This window comes from Psychrobacillus sp. (assembly GCF_032154225.1).
GTDB lineage: Bacteria > Bacillota > Bacilli > Bacillales_A > Planococcaceae > Psychrobacillus.
The window spans coordinates 133,396-152,378 of record NZ_JALDYF010000003.1 but is presented as its reverse complement, the minus strand read 5'-3'; the positions used below and the strand labels follow the sequence as shown (position 1 = coordinate 152,378).

The window sequence follows — 18,983 nt, the reverse complement described above, 5'->3', positions numbered from 1 at the left end:
AATTGTATTTTAGGTTATATTAACATACAACGATAAAGAGGGGGATATAATTATGAATTTTCAGCAATATGACAGCGCAGATGATTTTGCACAAGTGGCAATGCCTTTTTTAGAAAAAAACGAAGATAAGTTTAGTTTGTTTTTAGGGGTGCTTCAAGGAATTCGACAAGGAAATTATGAAAATCCTTTCATGGCATCGATTGAAGAAGAAGGTGAATTGCTCGCTCTTTTTCAAATGACTCCCCCACACCCACTCAATATTATTTTTGTAAACGAAGAGCGAATGGAAGTATGCATTGATCTAGTTATTTCCGAGTTAATCAAGCAGTCTATTCCTGTTGAATCTATCATTAGTGGAAAGGAATGGGCATACTCATTTGCAGAAAAATGGCAGGAACAAACAGGGCAAAGTGCTTCGATTTTGATGGATCAAGGATTATATCGTTTAGATCAAGTAGACGATTCGATTGAAATGAGCCCTGGTGCATGGCGCTATGCGAATGAACAAGATCGCGTTTTAGTAGAAGCATGGTATCACTTATTCGTACAAGATACTGGTCTTCCTCCTAGTAAGAATCATGCAGAAGTACAAACGCATGTAAAACAAATGGTCGACAATCAAGAAGTCTTCCTTTGGGAACATAATGGGGAAACTGTATCGATGATGAAAAAAGCACGACCAACAGAACACGGAGTAACTGTTTCACTTGTATTTACACCGAAAGAACAGCGTAAAAAGGGATATGCTCGAACAATGGTAGCCGCAGGAAGTAAAGAATTACTTGAAGAATTTCAATTTTGCGTGCTCTACACGGATATGCTGAATCCGACGTCCAATAAAATTTATCAAGAAATTGGATATCAAAAAATTATTGACTCTGTTCATTTGAAGCTTGAAAAATAATTCATATCAACTTAATAGTAAACGAACATTGGGGCTCTATCACAGTTTTTTAATGGTAGGGCTTTTTATTTTAGAAAAACGTAGTGCAAATGAATTTTCATAATGTTACATTAACTTTGATGGGGTAATTAGCAAGGTGAAAAATCTGTAACATATTAAGTATAAAAGTGGGGTAAGAGGATGAAATTTGAAATTATGCGTCAACATTTATTGGATGGATTAAATGATGTAATGAAAGCGGTTAGTTCGAAAACAACCATCCCGATTTTGACTGGAATAAAACTAGAAGTTACGGAAGTTGGGTTACGCCTTACAGGTAGTGATTCCGATATAACGATTCAAACGTTTATTAAAGCCGAAGAAAATGGGGATCAAGTGATTCGCGTTATTGAAGAAGGCTCGATTGTTGTACAAGCACGTATGTTTAATGAAATCATACGTAAGCTACCAACAAGTGATGTAGAGATTGAAGTGAAAGAAAATTGTCATACGTATATTCGCTCTGGGAAGTCAGAGTTTCATATAATTGGGCAAGAGCCTTCTGAATATCCATTGCTCCCTGAAATTCAAGATGATCGTCAGTTCATTATTCCAGCTGATTTATTAAAATCAATTGTTCGTGAGACAGTATTTGCTGTATCTTCCTCTGAAAGTCGACCTGTATTAACAGGTGTTCACTGGCAGGTGAAGAATGGGGAGCTTGTTTGTGTTGCTACAGATAGTCATCGTCTTGCTCGTCGTAAAGTGACATTAGAGCAACTACCAGAAGGAGAATATAGTGTTGTTATTCCTGGGAAGAGTTTAAATGATTTAAGCAAAATCATCGGAGATTCTTCTCATCCTGTTCATATTGCCATGACGAGCCAGCAAGTGTTATTTAAAACGGCGAATGTGTTGTTCTACTCCCGTTTACTAGAAGGGAATTATCCAGATACATCTCGCTTAATTCCGACTGAATACAAAACAACGGTTACTATGAACGGCAAGGCATTATTCCATGCTATAGACCGTGCTTCTTTATTAGCGCGTGAAGAACGCAATAATATTGTTCGATTATCTTCATTAGAAGGTAATATTGTGGAAATATCGTCTAGCTCTCCTGAAATTGGAGAAGTGGAAGAAGAAATTCAATCAACGACATTCGTAGGAGAAGAGATAAAAATATCATTTAGTGCAAAATATATGATGGATGCATTAAGAGCATTGGATGGACAGGATGTAACCATTCAATTGGCAGGTGCGATGCGTCCGTTTATAATTAATTCCATCCACGATGATGCAGTTTTGCAATTAATTGTGCCGGTCCGCACGTATTAGTAATAAGTACTGAACAACTCTGTGCATTTGAAGCTAAAGAATTAATTTTGTAGGAACATAAGGCAAATGCCCATCATAGGATACTAGGCTGGTATCACTTAGAAAGAGGTGGAGTTTTGCCTTATACGGATAATTATGATAGAGACACGTTTGGAATAATCGACTTTTGGGTGCGCAACAACTTTGAGCATGGGGAGTTTTTTGACAGGGAAATAAGCCACCATGAAATGGAACTTGCTCGTGCAAATCATCAGATGGTCCAAAGAATGGGAGGAATATTTCGACAAGCGGAATCCAAATCAGGAGATATCGTTCATTTGCTGAATGAAGCTAAAAGTTCAACGCATGAATTTAAGGATTTACTCCTCCATACGATGGATAAAGCATTACGCTGTGAGGTTATTATTTCTACACCTGTATCGCTGTTGGACCATATGATCCGAGAAGCAGAAGAAGCACAACAAGTATTCAAATTAATAGAAACGGGTGCTACTGTTACACCTGCAGACGCAACTATCCATGAAAACTATTTTTGGTTAAGACAAATGCTAGATCATCTTATCTTTATAAGTCATTATGTAGATGCATCTAACTATGAGTTGCATGATGAGGTAAGAGCAAAGACAAAGAAGTTTGAAAACCTCTTTCTTCAAGCAAATGCACTTCGAACAATAATCCGACATCCACGTAACGAAATATCACCAATTTTAAATACGTTTAACCAAATGGTCATCAAGGAAGCGAAGGCATTAGAAGCGTTTAAATTGGAGTTAAGTGAACTAATTAAAGCTTGTGCCGCTGTTACAACAGCTCCACCTAATTTGCTGGAGCATATTGCTAGAGAAGCACATCATTTGTGGAGAAACCTGGAGGAGAAAGTAGTATTTTAAAAAGACTGGCTCAAAGTCGATCTATCATCGACTTTAGGCCAGTCTTTTTGTAATTGGACAATAAGACGCGATAATCGGTCAATCACGTTCCGAGATCCTCAATTTATTAGTTAAACACGCTGGCATTAGTCTTCATAACGGTGATTTTGCCGTTATCAGAAGAAAGTTTGACTGTGTTCGTACCGCTACCAAATACAGTGCGTGAATTTTTTTCACCGAACACACTAATTCTACCGTGATCTGTTTTCGTATGAATCGTTACATCCGTGGGATTATTTTCTGTTTCGACTTGGATACTTCCATTATCTGTGTCTAACTGGATCATGCGATCTAGACTGGACGTCAGTAGTGAAATTCTACCGTTATCTGTTTTCCCGATAATATCTCCATTAACGTATTCCATCAGGATTCGTCCATTGTCTGTTTCAGAAACAATTTTTTCGGCATCTATGTTACGCAGTTCAATTCTGCCATTATCAGTTTTCGTAGAAAGCTTATCTGCTTGGACTTTATCCACTTCGATTCGTCCGTTATCTGTTTCTACTTCTAAAACATTTGCAGCAAATTCTCTCAAGCCAATGCTCCCATTATCGGAAGTTGCTTTAATGGACTTACCAAGTATTTTTTCTGCGCGAATGCGGCCATTGTCTGTTTTCATAATGATCGTTGTATACAGCTTTTTAGGAAGTGCTACATTTACTTTCAGTTCTTTGAGAAGGAAGATAAAACTGAACAACTTGAACTTCTTCGATTTTAATTGAATAGACAAAGTATCGTGTACTACTTTAGCAGTTAGCTCGAGCTTATCGTGCTCTCCTATTAGTTCTACAATCGTTTCGTCTGTATCAGAAGGAAAGACGCTTAAAGCACCGAAGTCGATATCCATCATAACGTTCGAGAAGGTAGCATCGGGAATACGGATAACTTTATTATCTGTGTCGATTTTCTCAGGTACTGGTATATGATTTTCAAGTAACTCCTCTGCAATTGCTTTTGGAGAACCTAGAGAAGCTGCGATGTCACTATCTGATTTCCCATCTTCTCGACCAATAGTGAAATACTCTCTTATATCGGAAATAATATCATTTCGTTCATCGGACGAAAGTCTAGCTAATGCAAGTTCCAGTTCATTTACAAATTGTTGTTCAGTCATTTTTTACACCCTCTTCAATTAGTTTATTGACCCCGTTAGTGAAGCTCTGCCATTCATTTAATTGCTCGTGTAAATAAGTTCTCCCCAATTCCGTCAGCTTGTAATATTTACGTGGCGGACCTTCTGTTGATTCCTGTAAATAGGTTGTGAAGTATCCTTCCTTCGTTAAGCGCCTCAATAAAGGATAGACAGAACCTTCGGAAATAGCGATTTGATCGGATATTTTTTGTACAAGCTCGTAGCCATAACGATCTTGTTTATCCAATAAAACAAGCACACAAAGATTCAACACGCCCTTTTTAAATTGAATATTCATTTCCCTTTCACTCCTTTCACTACTAATCAATGATTAGTACCTTTGATAGTAATATATCATACGCTATTATTCTATGCAAGGTACTGAATAAAATATTCTAAATAAGTTATAATCGAAGTAATGAAAGGATGAAGTGTGATGAACCCTTTTACCGAAAAAGTGATTGAAATAATAAAATCCATTCCTGTTGGGAAAGTGATGACATATGGACAAATTGCAAAAGTTGCAGGCAGTCCGAGAGGTGCAAGACAAGTCGTGCGCATACTTCATACGATGAGTGCCAAGCATTCATTGCCTTGGCATCGAGTTATTAATATAAAAGGAGAAATAGTTATTCCTGATGAAGAGTCTGCTTACTCTCAAAGAACAATGCTTGAAGCGGAAGGGGTATGTTTTCGCTCAAATAGGATTGTGGATTTAAAGAAATCAAGATATGTACCTGAAATTAATGATGTCGATATAATCTAACTTTATTCAGCTTCTAAATGCAAGCTGAATAAAGTTAGAGCCTCCGGCGGATGTCACAGATTTTGAAATGTGAAAAAGGAAGGCAACGTAAGCTCTCCGCGTCCTGTGGGCCACAAGCACAATTCAAAATCTGGACGCAAATACGCCAAGGCGAATTTGATTAAGAGTGGAGGAAAAGAAAATGTTTAAATGGCAAGGCGCAGCAGGTATTTGTATAAATGAAAAGAATGAGGTGCTAATGGTTCTACAAGCAGCTCCAGAAGAAGAAGAAAAGCAATGGACTGTTCCATCGGGGACTTTAGAAGATGGAGAGACATTTGAAGAGTGCTGTGTAAGAGAATTTTGGGAAGAAACAGGCTTGACTGTTCGAACAGGAGAGAAAATACATAATAAGAGCGGTGTTATTAGTGATCACAAAATTACTTATAATGTGGACTACTTTTTAGTAGAAATAATAAGTGGCGAAATAACAATTCAGGATCCAGATGAATTTATTCATGAAATTGCGTGGAAATCGTTAGAAGAAATAGCGGAGTTACCTTTGGCTTATCCAGAGGATATCCACATGCTTGAACAAGTGTTAAAAAGATAATGTTTAGTATACTAATGCATGAGTGAAATTTGAATTTTTTGTCAAATTGAAACTAATTGGTACTTATAACCGTATATATGGATAGTTACATAATTGACTAATCTTAGTGAGGTGATTAAGTGTCAAAACTACTAATTATTATAATAGCAGTAGTATTTTTCTTGGTTTACTACTTCTTAACGAGAGAGAAGAAAAAACTTAAAAAGTTTCGTGAAGAATGGGAAACGGGGAAGTTCATCAGACAAAGCGAAGATATGGAATCTATTTCATCCTACTGGTCAAATAAAAGAAATAGCATGCACGATTATGATGGGATCGATCAATTGACTTGGGATGATTTATCGATGGATAAAATTTTCCAAAAGTTAAATTATACCCAAACGACTGTTGGCTCGGAATACTTATTCAATCAGCTTCGTGAAATTAATCTATCTCTTGAACATATACAAGATGATGAAGAACTGTATGCATTGCTTGCAAATAATCAGAAGTTAAGAGAAAAAATCCTCCTTATACTTTCTGGACTTGGAAAACGAAATTATACGAATTCTACATCTTTTTTTTATGACATAAGTAGTAAAAAAGCCAAAAATGCATTGGTCTACAATCTACTAGCCCTTTTATCTATTTCATCCATCGCCTTGCTACTCTTCAATTTAAAATGGGGAATTTTTTGTTTACTTGGCTCATTTTTAATAAATACAATCATTTACTACCGAAATAAAAATATGTTGGAATATGATTTATTATCCATTACATATATTGCTTCCATTATTAACGCGGGAAAACGATTTCTATCCGTTAATCAACCAGAATTTACTTCGTATGAAAACAAGCTTCTGAAAAATATGAAACCGATAAAAAAGATTTTGTTTCTTAGCAATATTTCTTCACTGGGTCATAAAGGTGGAGGAGAATTTGATACTGTTTTTGAATATATTCGTATTTTATTCTTGTTGGATTTTATTTCTTACAATAAGATTGTAAAAACGATTTCAAATCACCAAGAGGAATATCGTGAAGTATGGCGATTTATAGGTAAACTTGATGCTGCTATTGCAGTTGCACATTACCGTAAGTCGATTGATAAATACTGCACACCTCATTTTATTGATAAAGAGGAGCTTCTGTTTGAGGAGATGGCACATCCACTTATTGCAGGTCCAGTGACCAATACATCTAGCCTTGGGAAGAGTACGCTTGTAACAGGGTCGAATGCTTCAGGGAAATCCACTTATATTAAAGCTATCGCTATTAATGCGATTCTAGCACAAACGATTAATACTGCTTTAGCAGAAAAGTGGATGATGAAACCAAGTTATATTACTACATCAATGGCGATCCAAGATAGCGTATTGGACGGTGATAGCTACTTTATTGCAGAGATTAAATCACTTAAACGCATTGTTAAACTAATTGAGGAAGGGAAGCCATGTTTATCATTCGTTGATGAAATCCTAAAAGGAACGAATACGGTTGAACGAATTGCGGCATCGGCATCCATGATGGAGTGGCTTTCGGAACATCAAGGGATGAATATTGTTGCTTCACATGATATAGAATTAACGGAAATAGCAGGTGCTGTGTATACGAATTATCATTTCAGAGAAATAATTGAAAATGGCGAAGTCCGCTTTGATTATACAATTCATGCGGGACCATCCAATACGAGGAATGCTATTAAACTTCTTGAAGTACTTGATTATCCACAACTTATTACACAACAAGCGAATAAGCTAGCTGAACAATTCACAAAATCGCGTGAATGGGGAGAAATTGGACATTAATTACCCATACAAAAAAACTAGAAGGACCAATCCTTCTAGTTTTTTGTGTAAACATGAACTGCATCTCTTAAAAATTCTGCTGCACCAGGCTGGATTTTGTCGTAGTAAGCAGTAAATCGTTCATCATCCACATACATTTGAGCAACACCTGCATGTGCTTCTTTTGTATATTGCGTCCAATAAAAGCTTAGCCATTGGCGGTGCAAATCGGCAGTTTTTTGTGCAAGCTCACTTGCTGGATCACTAGTTTCCATTGCTGCTTTCAAATTATCTAGCACTTGTTGCTCTAAGTTTGTCACTTCCTCATATTGCGCTTCGGTCATACCTTTTACTTTTGCATTGGACTTATTCACAGCATCCTCGCCATATTTTTTTCGAATTTCTTTTCCGTATTTATCCTCATTGTTATCCACAAGTTGTTGTTTGAAGCCTTCAAATTTCTCTTTATCCGTCATTGTAATCTTCCTTTCTGTTAGTTGAATGGACTTATTCACATTTTCGATTAATAAATCCAATTGGGCTCTTTTATCGAGCAGTTTTTCCCGATGTTCTTTTAGTGCAGCTGTTCCGTCAAATGTCTCCGAAGTCATTATTTCTTTAATGCTCTCCAAATTCAGCCCAAGCTCACGGTAAAACAAAATTTGTTGCAGCCGATCTACTTCTGCTGAACTATAAATGCGGTAGCCGGATGAATTGATTCGCGCTGGTTTCAGTAAACCAATATCATCATAGTACCGAAGTGTTCGCGTACTTATTCCTGCTAACTGACCAAGCTTTTGCACCGTATATTCCACGAAATCACCTCCTAGTAATTTCAGTTTAAACCTTTACGTAACGTCAAGGTCAAGCGTAAATAATAAATTGTTCAATTAATTTCTTTTCATTATAATGAAGAAATAAGAGGGAGGGGTTTAGATGACGACGATTGGTTTTGTTCGACATGGTGTGACTGCTTGGAATAAAGAAGGTAGAGCGCAAGGGAATACAGATGTTCCGTTGGATGAAGAAGGTATCCAAATGGCAGAAAGAGTTGCTGAAAGAATCGAAACGGAGGAATGGGATGTTATTTACACAAGCCCATTATTGCGCGCGAAAAAAACAGCGGAGATTATTGGAGAAAAACAGCCGACCATTGATTTTTATGTGGACAAACGATTAGGTGAAATTGGTGGAGGTATTGTTGAAGGAACAACAGAAGCAGAGCGATTAGCTAAATGGGGAGCAGCTTGGCGTGAGATGGAATTGGGCTATGAAACAGACGAGGCAATCAAATCACGTGGCTTATCTTTTATCGAAGATGTGAAGCAAGCTCATGCTGGAAAACGAATATTAGTAGTTAGTCATGGAGGGTTTATCGGCAGGTTAATAAAAACACTTATCCCTCATGGTGAATTTGCAAAAGGCTTAAAAAACACATCACTGACAGTAGTAGAGCTGCAAGATGATGAAAATTTATGCCATCTATTTAATTGTACGAAGCATTTAGGATAGGAGGAAGTAAGATGCAAAAAGACGCAAGCTATTACATAAAACATCTAGATTTAGAACGTCATCCAGAAGGTGGCTATTATAAAAGTTCTTATACATCTGATGAAGCAATTGATACGTTTGAGACTAGTCGGAAGCTATTCACAAGTATTTACTTTTTACTTGGAGCAGATGATGTGTCGCATTTCCATCGATTAAAGTCAGATGAGTTATGGTATTTTCACGGAGGAAGTCCATTAATTGTTCATGTTATTGATGAGACTGGAAATTACACTGAACATAAACTAGGACTGGATATTGAGAACGGAGAATCACCTCAAGTACTTGTTCCTAAGAATTCAATCTTTGGATCGTCTGTTATAGAGAATGGTGAATTTTCACTAGTTGGTTGTATGGTTTCACCAGGCTTTGATTTTGAAGACTTTGAGCTTTTTTCAAAAAAAGAACTGTTAGCGTTGTATCCACAGCACGAACGAATTATACGTAAAATGGCGTATGAAATACTACCTGAATAATGAAAATGCCCTCAAGCTATGGTTGCGCTAAAGGGCATTTTTTCTTTATATAAGAGCTTTAATGTATTTCTCACCAAGGATTTCTTCCACTGCATAACTATGCCCAGCTAATTCCTTTTGTATGAATGCTTCTACATTTTTTTCTTCCACACGATACATTTCTTCTATTTCCTTTGAGAATAATAGCTCTTCCTTTTGAAGAAGGCTTTGCAAATTTGGAGAGTTTGCTGGTTGAATTTTTTCATCGGGAAGTAGCTGCTGTAATGCTTCTATATAACTTTCAAATGATTTAACTCCTACAACTTTCACACCTTTTTGCTCTTCATTTATGAAAACAAGTGTTGGGAAACCACGGACATCTAAGTGACTAAGCGTTGTGAAGTCCTCTTGCAAAAGTTCTTGAGCAGCGGGAAGATATGATTCTTTCACAATTTCTTCTCCATTGAGACCAATTTTATTGACTAGGTCAATTAATATATGGTCACTTCCAATATTTTTATTAAAAGGAAGGACAGCTTCTCTTGCTTTACGTAAGAAAACCACTGCTAACTTAGCATCTTTTTGTTGAATTACCTTATATACACGGGAAGGAATATAGGATGAAGTAACGTGATTATCAAACCAAAGATCTCCATTTATCGGCATACGAGAGTGTAACCCAATTTCTTTCCAATGTTTCGCAACGTCTGAAGGTTTAGAAATTCCACTAGTATCATCAAAGTCGTCCCATTTTTCTACTAATCCACCCATTAGAGTATGCATGTTGAAATAATGTCCATACTGTTCAGTAAAGCGACGTAGCACAGGTTCTAGAGCCCAACAGTGTGAACAAATAGGATCTGTTGCATAATAAAGATTCATTTTTTTTCTTGGTGCAGATAAATCGATTAACTCTAATCCAGTATTGTCTTCTTCAGCCGGGCCGCAAATTCCTGTTTCTAAGTCGCACATCATTGGATTTTTATTAATCATGTTTCCTCTTTTCTTTAGTTTACTATTGTTCTATTTATAGAGTATTTCGTTTTATCTGAAAGTATACTGACTGAAATAAAGGGAATCAAGATATATATCTTGAAATACTAGAAAAGAGCTTTTGATTGGAGGTTTTCTTAATGTATAAAAAGGTTATGGTATTCCTACTTCTCTTTTTATTGATTGCAGTTGTTGGAATGTTGATGGAAAGAAACAAAGATGTGGATATAAAGGAGAATGTAATTCCTGTGGACAAAGAGAAACCTTCGGCAGTAGAATCACTCGTTAAACAGATTTTTGAGTTAGCAGAACAAGGAAAAATGTTGGGTATACCTTTTGTTGCAGGGCAAACAGATATGAAAGAAGTGCAAGAGTTATGGGGGAGCGCAGAGGATACTAGTGAAATGATAGATGCAGTATATGCAACCTATACTTCTAGAACTGCTACTATTGGCTTTCGCTTTAAACAAGTTTTCGATATTCGATCGAATGATTCTACTCTGGAACAAATTCGCTTGATGGATATTGAACAACTAAAAGGGAAACCAGATGAAATTCGTTCCTACCAGGACGCCCAAGTTAGTCAAACAATTTTAGTATATAACGTGACACCAACGATTCAGTTAAAGTGGATTTTACCTAAGCCAACGGAAGATGAAGAAAATCCATCAGTTGACCATATATCGATTGTGACGGATGTAGTCGCCGAAGAGCATCCAATGATTTCAGAGATGACTTTAGAAGAGAAAGTTGGTCAAATGATTTTTGCGGGAATAGAAGGGACGATTGTATCTAATGAAACGAAGGAAATCATTTCAACGCAAAAGGTAGGAGGAATTATTCTCTACCAAGATAATTTGGATAATGCAAAACAAGCTGTTGCGTTAGTAAATTCAATGAAGGAAGTGAGTAAACAAGAGAAGTTTCCACTTTTTATAGGAGTTGATCAGGAAGGTGGCAGAATTTCAAGACTGCCAGAATTGCAAAAGCTTCCGACAAGCGGAAAAATAGGGCAGCAAAATGATCCAGCTCTAGCTTATAATATCGGCACACTATTAGGAAAAGAACTCAAGGCATTTGGGTTTAATCTTGATTTTGCTCCCGTATTAGATGTGAATAGCAATCCTAAAAATCCGGTTATTGGCAATCGCTCTTTTGGAAATAGTTCAGAGATCGTGAGTTCGCTAGGCATTCAAACGATGAAAGGAATTCAAAGTGAAAATATTATATCTGTCGTAAAGCATTTTCCGGGGCATGGCGATACAGATGTAGACTCTCATTTAGAGCTACCTGTCATTTCGAAGAGTTTAGAGGATTTGAGTAATTTGGAGCTAATTCCATTTAAAAATGCAATGGAAGATGGTGCTGATGTTGTAATGATTGCTCATATACTACTTCCGAAGATTGACCCAAACTTTCCTTCATCTATGTCGCATGAAGTTATTACGGGAATTTTGAGGGAGCAGTTACAGTTCGAAGGCGTCGTCATAACAGATGATATGACGATGAACGCGATATTAGGTAATTATACGATAGAACAAGCGGCAGTTGGGGCAGTGCGAGCAGGAAATGATATTGTGTTAGTAGCGCATGAATATACGAATGTAGTAATAGCTATAGATGCGATTGTTCAAGCAGTGAAAAATGGAGAAATTCCAGAGGAAAGAATTAATGAAAGTGTGAATCGTCTTTTATTATTAAAGGAAAAATATAAGTTAAACAACGAAGAAATAAAAGAAGTAAACGTACAACAACTGAACGACTCGATTAAGCAAGTACTAAGTAAATAAGGAGAGATGAAAATGAATATTACTTATAAGGACGAGGGGCAAGGAGAAGTGATTTTGCTTATTCACGGATTTTGTGGCAGCTCGGAATATTGGAATGAAGTGATTCCTTCCTTAGCGAGTGTGTATCGGGTGATTGCAATTGATTTACCAGGGCATGGAGATTCAGCGGATCAACCAGCTCTGAGTGGAATAGAAGATTATGCGACTTGTATAAAAGATTTTTTAGAGGCGTTACATATAGATAGGGTAACGATGTTTGGACATTCGCTTGGTGGCTATATTACGCTCGCATTTGCAGAAATGTATGGCAGTCGATTAAACGGATTTTCATTAGTTCACTCCACAGCACTTCCAGATTCTGAAGAAGCACAAAAAGGGAGAGAAGCTTCTGCAGAGAAAATAGATAAGGAAGGAATGGAAGCTTTTATAGATGGGCTTGTGCTAAAATTATTTTCACCGAGTAGTTTAGAAAGCCTACAAGTAGATGTAAAAGAAATAGGAAATATTACTTCCTCAGAAGGTGCGAAAAGAGCGTTGCATGCAATGAAGACAAGAAAGGATCGTCGCTATATATTAGAAAATACCACTTTACCAGTTTTATTAGTGGCGGGGGAAGATGATCAATTAATTCCACCGGAGAAAACGTTCACTTCAAAAGGGGTGAATATAAAACAAGTTCTAGTAAGTGGCGTAGGGCATATGAGCATGTATGAAAAGCCAGAGGAACTGGTTCGTTCTCTTGTGGAATTTATGAAATAGGAAAAGGGACTTCCATACTTTGGGAAGTCCTTTTAAATTCCATTATCTCGCATACTAATGTACAGAGATCCATTCGTTTGTAGCTGAGCATAGAATACTTCTCCAACGGATTCAATTCCTTTTTTCCTTAGCTTGCGCATAACCCATTCTTCATCCAAATCGAGTTCTAGTAAATTTTTTTGTACAATTTTACCGTCAGAAATAATTTCAGAAGGCATAAAAACTGGTAGTGATACATCTGCTTTTACATCGATTTTTGTTGCTTCCTGTTGAGCTGTTTTTTTAAAGACACTTAACTCACCGTTTGTTTCAAGTACTGCATAATGTACGTCCTGAATAGAAAAGATGGATTGTTCTCTTAACATCATCAGTAAATCATCCATATGTAAACGGGCAGATTTTAATGATTTTACAGATAGCTCTCCGTCTTTAACGATAATCGTTGGTTCATCATCAACTAAAATGCGCACTTTAGTAGATTTTAAAGAAAGATAGCTCATCAATAAAGTAAGGAGAGACCACCAAACGAGAGAAATGAGACCATCTATAAAAGGTGTTTCCTTTTGTGAGGCAATTTCTGCCGCAGTGGACCCAATCGTAATTCCTGTAATGTAGTGGAAAAATGTAAGTTGGCTTAGCTGTTTTTTTCCTAAAAGCCGTGCTAAAAAAAGTAATACAGCAAATGAAATCGTCGTTCGTATAATCATTTCCCAAAAGTTCATTTCGAAAAAATCACTCACTCGATTCAAACTCCTCTTTAACAAATAGATTCCTTCTAGTGTTTCCTAGAAGACTGTAACTATTCCTTTTTTAGTTCAAAAATTTTTCGAAATTTGCGCTATAATGAGTTTATTCATTTTATTTCGAGTGTGGAAAGAGTGTGACGTCAAATGTCGACAACAACAGGTACGAAAAAAATAGGAAATCCGGTGTACCCAATTATGTTTGCAATTGGATTATGCCATTTATTTAACGATTCACTTCAAGCTGTCATTCCAGCTATATTCCCTGTTTTAGAAAAGGAAATGGGATTAACATTTACTCAATTAGGATTCATTTCATTTGCATTAAATATCGTTGCTTCTTTATTGCAGCCAGTCGTTGGATTTATTAGCGATAAAAAGCCCATGCCTTATGCTTTGCCTCTAGGAATGGTAAGCTCGTTTGTCGGAATAGCTGGGCTGGCAGTTGCGCCGCAATATTGGATGATTCTTGTGTCCGTGATTTTTTTAGGACTGGGATCAGCTGTATTTCATCCAGAAGGCTCGCGTGTGTCATTTATGGCAGCAGGGTCTAAACGAGGATTATCACAATCAATTTATCAAGTTGGAGGAAACTCTGGACAAGCACTTGCACCACTAATTAGTGCATTCATTTTAGTTCCTCTTGGCCAAATAGGAGCAGCATTTTTTTTAATCGTTGCTGGGATTGGAATCGTCATTTTATCGAAAATATCGCTTTGGTATAAAAAGCAGTTGGAGCAAGAAAGTTTATCTAAAAAGAAAAGGACGCTGCTATCTTCCCTGCCAGCTCTTACGAAAAAACAAGTTGGTATTGCTTTAACTTTATTGCTTATCGTTATTTTTGCACGTTCTTTTTATGTGACGAATATGACGAACTTTTATATTTTTCATCTCATGGAAAATTACGGGCTAACTATTCAAAAAGGTCAGGCGTTTGTTTTTATATTTTTAGCGTTAGGGGCAGTTGGGACGTTTTTTGGCGGACCTATGGCAGATCGGATGGGTAGGAAAAATGTTATTTTACTATCGGTTATTGCGCCGATTCCGTTTTGTTTAATGCTGCCTTATGTTCCATTATGGGCAGTCGTTATTTTGCTTGTGTTAATCGGATTTTTTATCATGTTGAGTTTTTCGGTGACGGTCGTTTATGCGCAGGAGCTTGTGCCGAGTAAAATTGGTACGATGGCAGGATTAACGGTCGGGTTGGCGTTTGGTATGGGAGCAATTGGAGCGGTGTTAATTGGCATTCTGATGGACCATGTTGGTATTTATACGACGATGATGGTTGTTTCTGTTTTGCCGATTATCGGATTAGTAGCATTAGGACTTCCGAAAGATCGAAAAGTTACAGCTCAAGGCTAATAAAATAGGCAACTTCCTGTTTGTATTAAACAAGAAGTTGCCTATTATTTTTTGTTATGAATTTACGCTGCATCCTTCTGGTACTTCAGATGGGTCTGGTACTAAATTTTCTTGAATATGCACTTGATGCATTTTATTGTTATGCATAAATTTAAAGATTCCATTATCGAAATCTGTTCCAACCTCTTTGAAGAAAATTCCTTCTTGACACATGTTTTTGGAACAAGCAAAGGAAACTTTGTACGTGTCGTCTTCTAAAACTAAATAAGCACGAACACCTTTTTCAAACATTCCATCTTCTTCTGCTTTAATGGACCGTTCAACAGAGACAACATGGAAGTCGACAAAAGGAATTTCTTTTAATAACACATTCATGAAAGAACCTTTCGTGATTTCTTCCCATCTGCTTTGGGCAGTTTGTCCAATAATGATTTGGGTAATGTTTAGTTGATGTGCAACTTCTTTAATTACCTTTGGAGAAGGTCGTTTATCGTTATCGCGAATGATAAACTCTTCTACTTCTAATTCTTCTGCTAAATCTTTCCAAGATTCTACATATCCAGACTTTTCAGCATCGAATTCATCATAAGGTTGAGAATCCACAGTTAAAATATAAAGCGGGCAATCTAACATAGAAGCCATTTTATGTCCTCTTCTAATAAGACGTTCCCCATTCGGTCCAAAATATACGCAGACAAGTATACTTTCATCCATACGACCTTTAGCATGTTTCACGGCAGTCTACACCTCTTTTTTCATTAGTATTACGTATTTATCTATTGAGTCATTTTATATCGAATAAGCACTACAAGTGCAGAATAGCCTACTTTAGTGTATAATTTACAAAGTATATTTACATATCTTTTAATACTGCATTAAAAGGTACAGCATTTCATTATCCGATTAAGAAAAGCACTTTTCTAATACTTTCCGTTTAATCTCGCAATGTTAAACACCTCATATTCTCTTGGAGTCCAAAATGACTCCATATGGATTCCTATTATGCTACTAGTTATTCGTATAGTCAAGCTTCTAATTCTTAAAAAAAAATTCTATTTAAACTGAAGATTTATATAAATCTTTTTTGAAAAAGGAGGCCAAATTTTGTTTACTGCTAATCTTGCTATTATTATTCCTTTTATCATCGCAGCACTTGTGCCATTTTTATATAGGCGACTCAAATTTGTCCATATTGGTTGGTTCGTCATGCTTGTGCCTGTTACCTTGTTTATCCTGCTTGCTAGGCTTATTCCCTCGATAGCTAGTGGAAAAACATATGTCCATACATATAATTGGATTCCCTCACTTGGTATTAACTTCACTACAAATTTAGATGGTTTAAGTATGATATTTGCTTTACTTATAACTGGTGTAGGTAGCTTAGTCATTCTCTATTCTATTTTTTATCTTTCTTTCAAAGAATCATTGCAGCATTTTTATTGTTATTTACTATTATTTATGGGCGCTATGCTAGGTGTTGTTTTTTCGGATAACTTAATGGTTTTATATGTATTTTGGGAATTAACAAGTGTCTCTTCTTTCTTATTGATTGCTTTTTGGCATCATCGAAAAGCGTCGAGACAAGGGGCTCAAAAGGCAATGCTCATTACTGTAAGTGGCGGGGTTGCTATGTTAGTCGGATTCTTAATGGTACACACGATGACGGGTTCATTTAGCATTCGAGAGATTATTGCTAATATTAGTAGTTTTACGGATCATGCGTTGTTTGTCCCAGCAATGGTATTAATACTATTAGGAGCTTTTACAAAATCAGCCCAGTTTCCGTTTCATATTTGGTTACCTGATGCAATGGAAGCTCCAACTCCAGTAAGTGCTTATTTACATTCGGCGACAATGGTAAAAGCAGGTATCTACTTAGTTGCCCGTTTTACTCCTGTATTTGGAGGAGATCAAGTTTGGTTTTGGGCAGTTAGTGGAGTAGGGATTATTACGCTGTTTTGGGGTTCGTTTAATGCAGTCCGTCAAACAGATTTAAAGGCTTTGCTAGCTTATTCAACGGTCAGTCAGTTAGGTTTAATCATGAGTTTATTTGGTTTAGGGTCGATTGCTCTCCATTTTGGTTATTCAGCTGATTCTGTTATTTATACACAAGCAATATTTGCGGCACTATTCCATTTGATTAATCATTCTACATTCAAAGGTGCATTATTCATGGTCGTAGGAATTGTCGATCATGAGCTTGGCACTCGTGATGTGAGAAGACTTGGTGGGTTAATGGCACTTATGCCATTTACATTTACGATTGCTGTAATTGGAAGTTTATCAATGGCTGGCGTGCCGTTGTTTAATGGTTTTTTAAGTAAAGAAATGTTTTTTGCAGCGACAGTTAATATAGGCAATGCAGATGTATTTTCACTGCAAACTTTCGGCATTATTTTTCCTGTTATTGCGTGGATAGCGAGTATTTTCACGTTTGTTTATTGCATGATTTTCATCATTAAAACATTCCTTGGTAACGCTCAGCCTGAAAAGCTGGACAAGCCGATTCATGAAGCACCAATTGGAATGCTTATCCCGCCATTTATATTAGGTGCGTTTATAATTGGTATTTTCTTTTTCCCTAATGCTCTTGGGGAGTATATACTTCAGCCAGCTATGGCGAGTATTTATCCAACGTTTGAGGCGGCTGGAAGTCTTACTCCAACCATTTCTGCATGGCATGGGTTTAATACAGAGCTATGGATGACAATAGGGGTCTTTGTCATTGGTTCGATTTTGTATAATCGCTTGAAAAATTGGAAGCCAGTCTACAAATTATTACCTCAAAAGTTTTCGTTTAATACGCTATATATGAATACTTTAGCGTTTTTTGAAAAGGGTTCTACTACTGTAACGAAGAGTTATATGACTGGTTTTTTACGTCATTACTTAGCTTATATTTTTATGTTTTTTATCGTAACGGTTGGCGGTTTTCTGTTTTATTCGGGGGCATTTTCTTTTGATGCATCAACGAATGCGGAAATTCGTGCGTATGAAGTTATTTTAGTTTGTGTGATGGCTATAGCAGCAATTACAATGCTATTTGCAAAAACGCGAGTGACTGCAACATTATTAAACGGAGTTTTAGGTTATTCTATTTCGATCTTTTTTGTTATATTTCGTGCGCCAGATTTAGCTTTAACCCAGTTAGTAGTTGAAACAGTGACAACTGTGCTATTTCTTCTTTGTTTTTATCATTTGCCAGAATGGAAGAAGGAAACTTCATCTTCCAAGACAAAGTTTTCGAATGCAGTTATTTCGATAGGTGTTGGAGCTATTGTAATGCTTGTAGCGTTTTCAGTATTAAATTACGACAAGTTTGATACGATTGCTTCTTATTTTGAAAATGCATATGAGTTGGCAGGCGGGGCTAATATTGTCAATGCAATATTAGGGGACTTCCGTGCTTTTGATACAATGTTAGAGGTTGTCGTTCTCTTTATAGCGGGCTTAGGTGTATACACGATGATTAAGCTTAGACCGAAAAAGGGGGATGCTGATATTGAAGATCAATGATGTTATTTTGCGTACAGTGACGAAAATCGTTGTATTTATCATATTAACTTTTGGTGTGTACTTGTTTTTATCAGGACATAACACCCCTGGTGGAGGATTTATCGGCGGATTAGTATTAGCATCTGCTTTTGTGCTTATGTATCTTTCTAGTGACATCGAGTCTGTTCAAAAGAGTCTTCCACTCGATTTTAAACTAGTTGCAGCGTTTGGTGTCTTACTTGCTACATCGACAGGGGTTGGTTCCTTATTATTTGATGTGCCGTTTTTATCTCAAACATTTGCCTATTTTGATCTACCTATTTTCGGTAAAACAGAGCTTACGACTGTTACTATTTTCGAGGCTGGAGTGGCTTTAGCTGTTGTAGGCGTGGTTGTTACAATTATTTTAAGTATAAGTGAGGGTGAATAGCC

At 36.8% G+C, this 18,983-nt stretch carries 19 protein-coding genes; 13 read left to right on the top strand and 6 right to left on the bottom strand.

Annotated elements, in window-relative coordinates; all coding sequences use genetic code 11:
• The first annotated feature begins 52 nt into the window (after positions 1–52).
• The 3 genes from RUH95_RS06470 to RUH95_RS06460 all read left to right on the top strand — a co-directional run bounded on the left by RUH95_RS06470 (position 53) and on the right by RUH95_RS06460 (position 3,111).
• Positions 53–904, top strand: a complete 852-nt coding sequence (locus RUH95_RS06470; protein ID WP_313892022.1) for a GNAT family N-acetyltransferase — start codon at positions 53–55, stop codon at positions 902–904.
• A 180-nt stretch (positions 905–1,084) separates the two neighbouring features.
• Positions 1,085–2,221 carry a DNA polymerase III subunit beta gene (dnaN, locus tag RUH95_RS06465; protein ID WP_313892021.1) on the top strand — a complete coding sequence of 379 codons (1,137 nt, stop codon included), beginning with the start codon at positions 1,085–1,087 and terminating at the stop codon, positions 2,219–2,221.
• A gap of 116 nt (positions 2,222–2,337) precedes the next feature.
• Positions 2,338–3,111 carry a DUF2935 domain-containing protein gene (locus RUH95_RS06460; RefSeq protein ID WP_313892020.1) on the top strand — a complete coding sequence of 258 codons (774 nt, stop codon included), beginning with the start codon at positions 2,338–2,340 and terminating at the stop codon, positions 3,109–3,111.
• A gap of 106 nt (positions 3,112–3,217) precedes the next feature.
• Here the strand turns inward: RUH95_RS06460 and RUH95_RS06455 are convergent, their stop codons facing one another.
• Both RUH95_RS06455 and RUH95_RS06450 read right to left on the bottom strand, forming a co-directional pair.
• Entirely contained in the window at positions 3,218–4,264 is a 1,047-nt protein-coding gene (locus RUH95_RS06455; RefSeq protein ID WP_313892019.1) for a DUF4097 family beta strand repeat-containing protein, read from the bottom strand.
• The gene (locus RUH95_RS06450; protein WP_313892018.1) at positions 4,257–4,580 is read right to left on the bottom strand and encodes a PadR family transcriptional regulator; all 324 of its coding nucleotides are present in this window, start codon (positions 4,578–4,580) and stop codon (positions 4,257–4,259) included. Before RUH95_RS06450 ends, RUH95_RS06455 begins: the two co-directional genes overlap by 8 nt.
• A 138-nt stretch (positions 4,581–4,718) precedes the next feature.
• Between RUH95_RS06450 and RUH95_RS06445 the strand changes: the two genes are divergently transcribed.
• From RUH95_RS06445 to RUH95_RS06435, 3 genes are all read left to right on the top strand, one after another.
• The gene (locus RUH95_RS06445) at positions 4,719–5,048 is read left to right on the top strand and encodes an MGMT family protein (protein WP_313892017.1); all 330 of its coding nucleotides are present in this window, start codon (positions 4,719–4,721) and stop codon (positions 5,046–5,048) included.
• A gap of 181 nt (positions 5,049–5,229) precedes the next feature.
• A complete protein-coding gene (locus RUH95_RS06440; RefSeq protein WP_313892016.1) occupies positions 5,230–5,640 on the top strand; it encodes an NUDIX hydrolase in 411 nt (136 codons plus the stop codon).
• A 119-nt stretch (positions 5,641–5,759) separates the two neighbouring features.
• Positions 5,760–7,427, top strand: coding sequence for a MutS-related protein (locus RUH95_RS06435; RefSeq protein WP_313892015.1), 1,668 nt, complete (start codon positions 5,760–5,762; stop codon positions 7,425–7,427).
• A gap of 35 nt (positions 7,428–7,462) precedes the next feature.
• Here the strand turns inward: RUH95_RS06435 and RUH95_RS06430 are convergent, their stop codons facing one another.
• On the bottom strand, positions 7,463–8,221 hold the full coding sequence (locus RUH95_RS06430) for a MerR family transcriptional regulator (RefSeq protein ID WP_313892014.1): 759 nt from the start codon (positions 8,219–8,221) through the stop codon (positions 7,463–7,465).
• Positions 8,222–8,342: 121 nt separating this feature from the next.
• Here RUH95_RS06430 and RUH95_RS06425 point away from each other — a divergent pair, with 121 nt between their 5' ends.
• Positions 8,343–8,918 carry a histidine phosphatase family protein gene (locus RUH95_RS06425; protein WP_313892013.1) on the top strand — a complete coding sequence of 192 codons (576 nt, stop codon included), beginning with the start codon at positions 8,343–8,345 and terminating at the stop codon, positions 8,916–8,918.
• Positions 8,919–8,929: 11 nt separating this feature from the next.
• Positions 8,930–9,430, top strand: coding sequence for a cupin domain-containing protein (locus RUH95_RS06420; RefSeq protein ID WP_313892012.1), 501 nt, complete (start codon positions 8,930–8,932; stop codon positions 9,428–9,430).
• 45 nt (positions 9,431–9,475) lie between these two features.
• Here RUH95_RS06420 and RUH95_RS06415 read toward each other — a convergent pair whose 3' ends face one another.
• Positions 9,476–10,399 (bottom strand): DsbA family protein, encoded by a 924-nt coding sequence (locus tag RUH95_RS06415; protein WP_397469485.1) that lies wholly within the window; start codon positions 10,397–10,399, stop codon positions 9,476–9,478.
• 143 nt (positions 10,400–10,542) lie between these two features.
• Between RUH95_RS06415 and nagZ the strand changes: the two genes are divergently transcribed.
• Positions 10,543–12,192: a beta-N-acetylhexosaminidase gene (nagZ, locus tag RUH95_RS06410; protein ID WP_313892010.1), complete on the top strand. Its 1,650-nt coding sequence runs from the start codon at positions 10,543–10,545 to the stop codon at positions 12,190–12,192.
• Between the two features lie 12 nt (positions 12,193–12,204).
• Complete coding sequence (locus RUH95_RS06405) at positions 12,205–12,951, top strand: alpha/beta fold hydrolase (RefSeq protein WP_313892009.1); 747 nt, start codon at positions 12,205–12,207, stop codon at positions 12,949–12,951.
• A 32-nt stretch (positions 12,952–12,983) separates the two neighbouring features.
• Here RUH95_RS06405 and RUH95_RS06400 read toward each other — a convergent pair whose 3' ends face one another.
• Complete coding sequence (locus RUH95_RS06400; RefSeq protein ID WP_397469482.1) at positions 12,984–13,691, bottom strand: YetF domain-containing protein; 708 nt, start codon at positions 13,689–13,691, stop codon at positions 12,984–12,986.
• Positions 13,692–13,841: 150 nt separating this feature from the next.
• Between RUH95_RS06400 and RUH95_RS06395 the strand changes: the two genes are divergently transcribed.
• Complete coding sequence (locus RUH95_RS06395) at positions 13,842–15,056, top strand: MFS transporter (RefSeq protein ID WP_313892008.1); 1,215 nt, start codon at positions 13,842–13,844, stop codon at positions 15,054–15,056.
• A 54-nt stretch (positions 15,057–15,110) separates the two neighbouring features.
• On the opposite strand, the gene RUH95_RS06390 is transcribed toward RUH95_RS06395, so the two are convergent.
• Positions 15,111–15,791: a universal stress protein gene (locus RUH95_RS06390; protein ID WP_313892007.1), complete on the bottom strand. Its 681-nt coding sequence runs from the start codon at positions 15,789–15,791 to the stop codon at positions 15,111–15,113.
• 369 nt (positions 15,792–16,160) lie between these two features.
• On the opposite strand from RUH95_RS06390, the gene RUH95_RS06385 reads away from it, so the two are divergent.
• Together RUH95_RS06385 and RUH95_RS06380 are read left to right on the top strand one after the other, a co-directional pair.
• Entirely contained in the window at positions 16,161–18,572 is a 2,412-nt protein-coding gene (locus tag RUH95_RS06385; RefSeq protein ID WP_313892006.1) for a Na+/H+ antiporter subunit A, read from the top strand.
• The gene (locus RUH95_RS06380; protein ID WP_313892005.1) at positions 18,559–18,981 is read left to right on the top strand and encodes a Na(+)/H(+) antiporter subunit B; all 423 of its coding nucleotides are present in this window, start codon (positions 18,559–18,561) and stop codon (positions 18,979–18,981) included. Before RUH95_RS06385 ends, RUH95_RS06380 begins: the two co-directional genes overlap by 14 nt.
• The last annotated feature ends 2 nt before the right edge of the window (positions 18,982–18,983 follow it).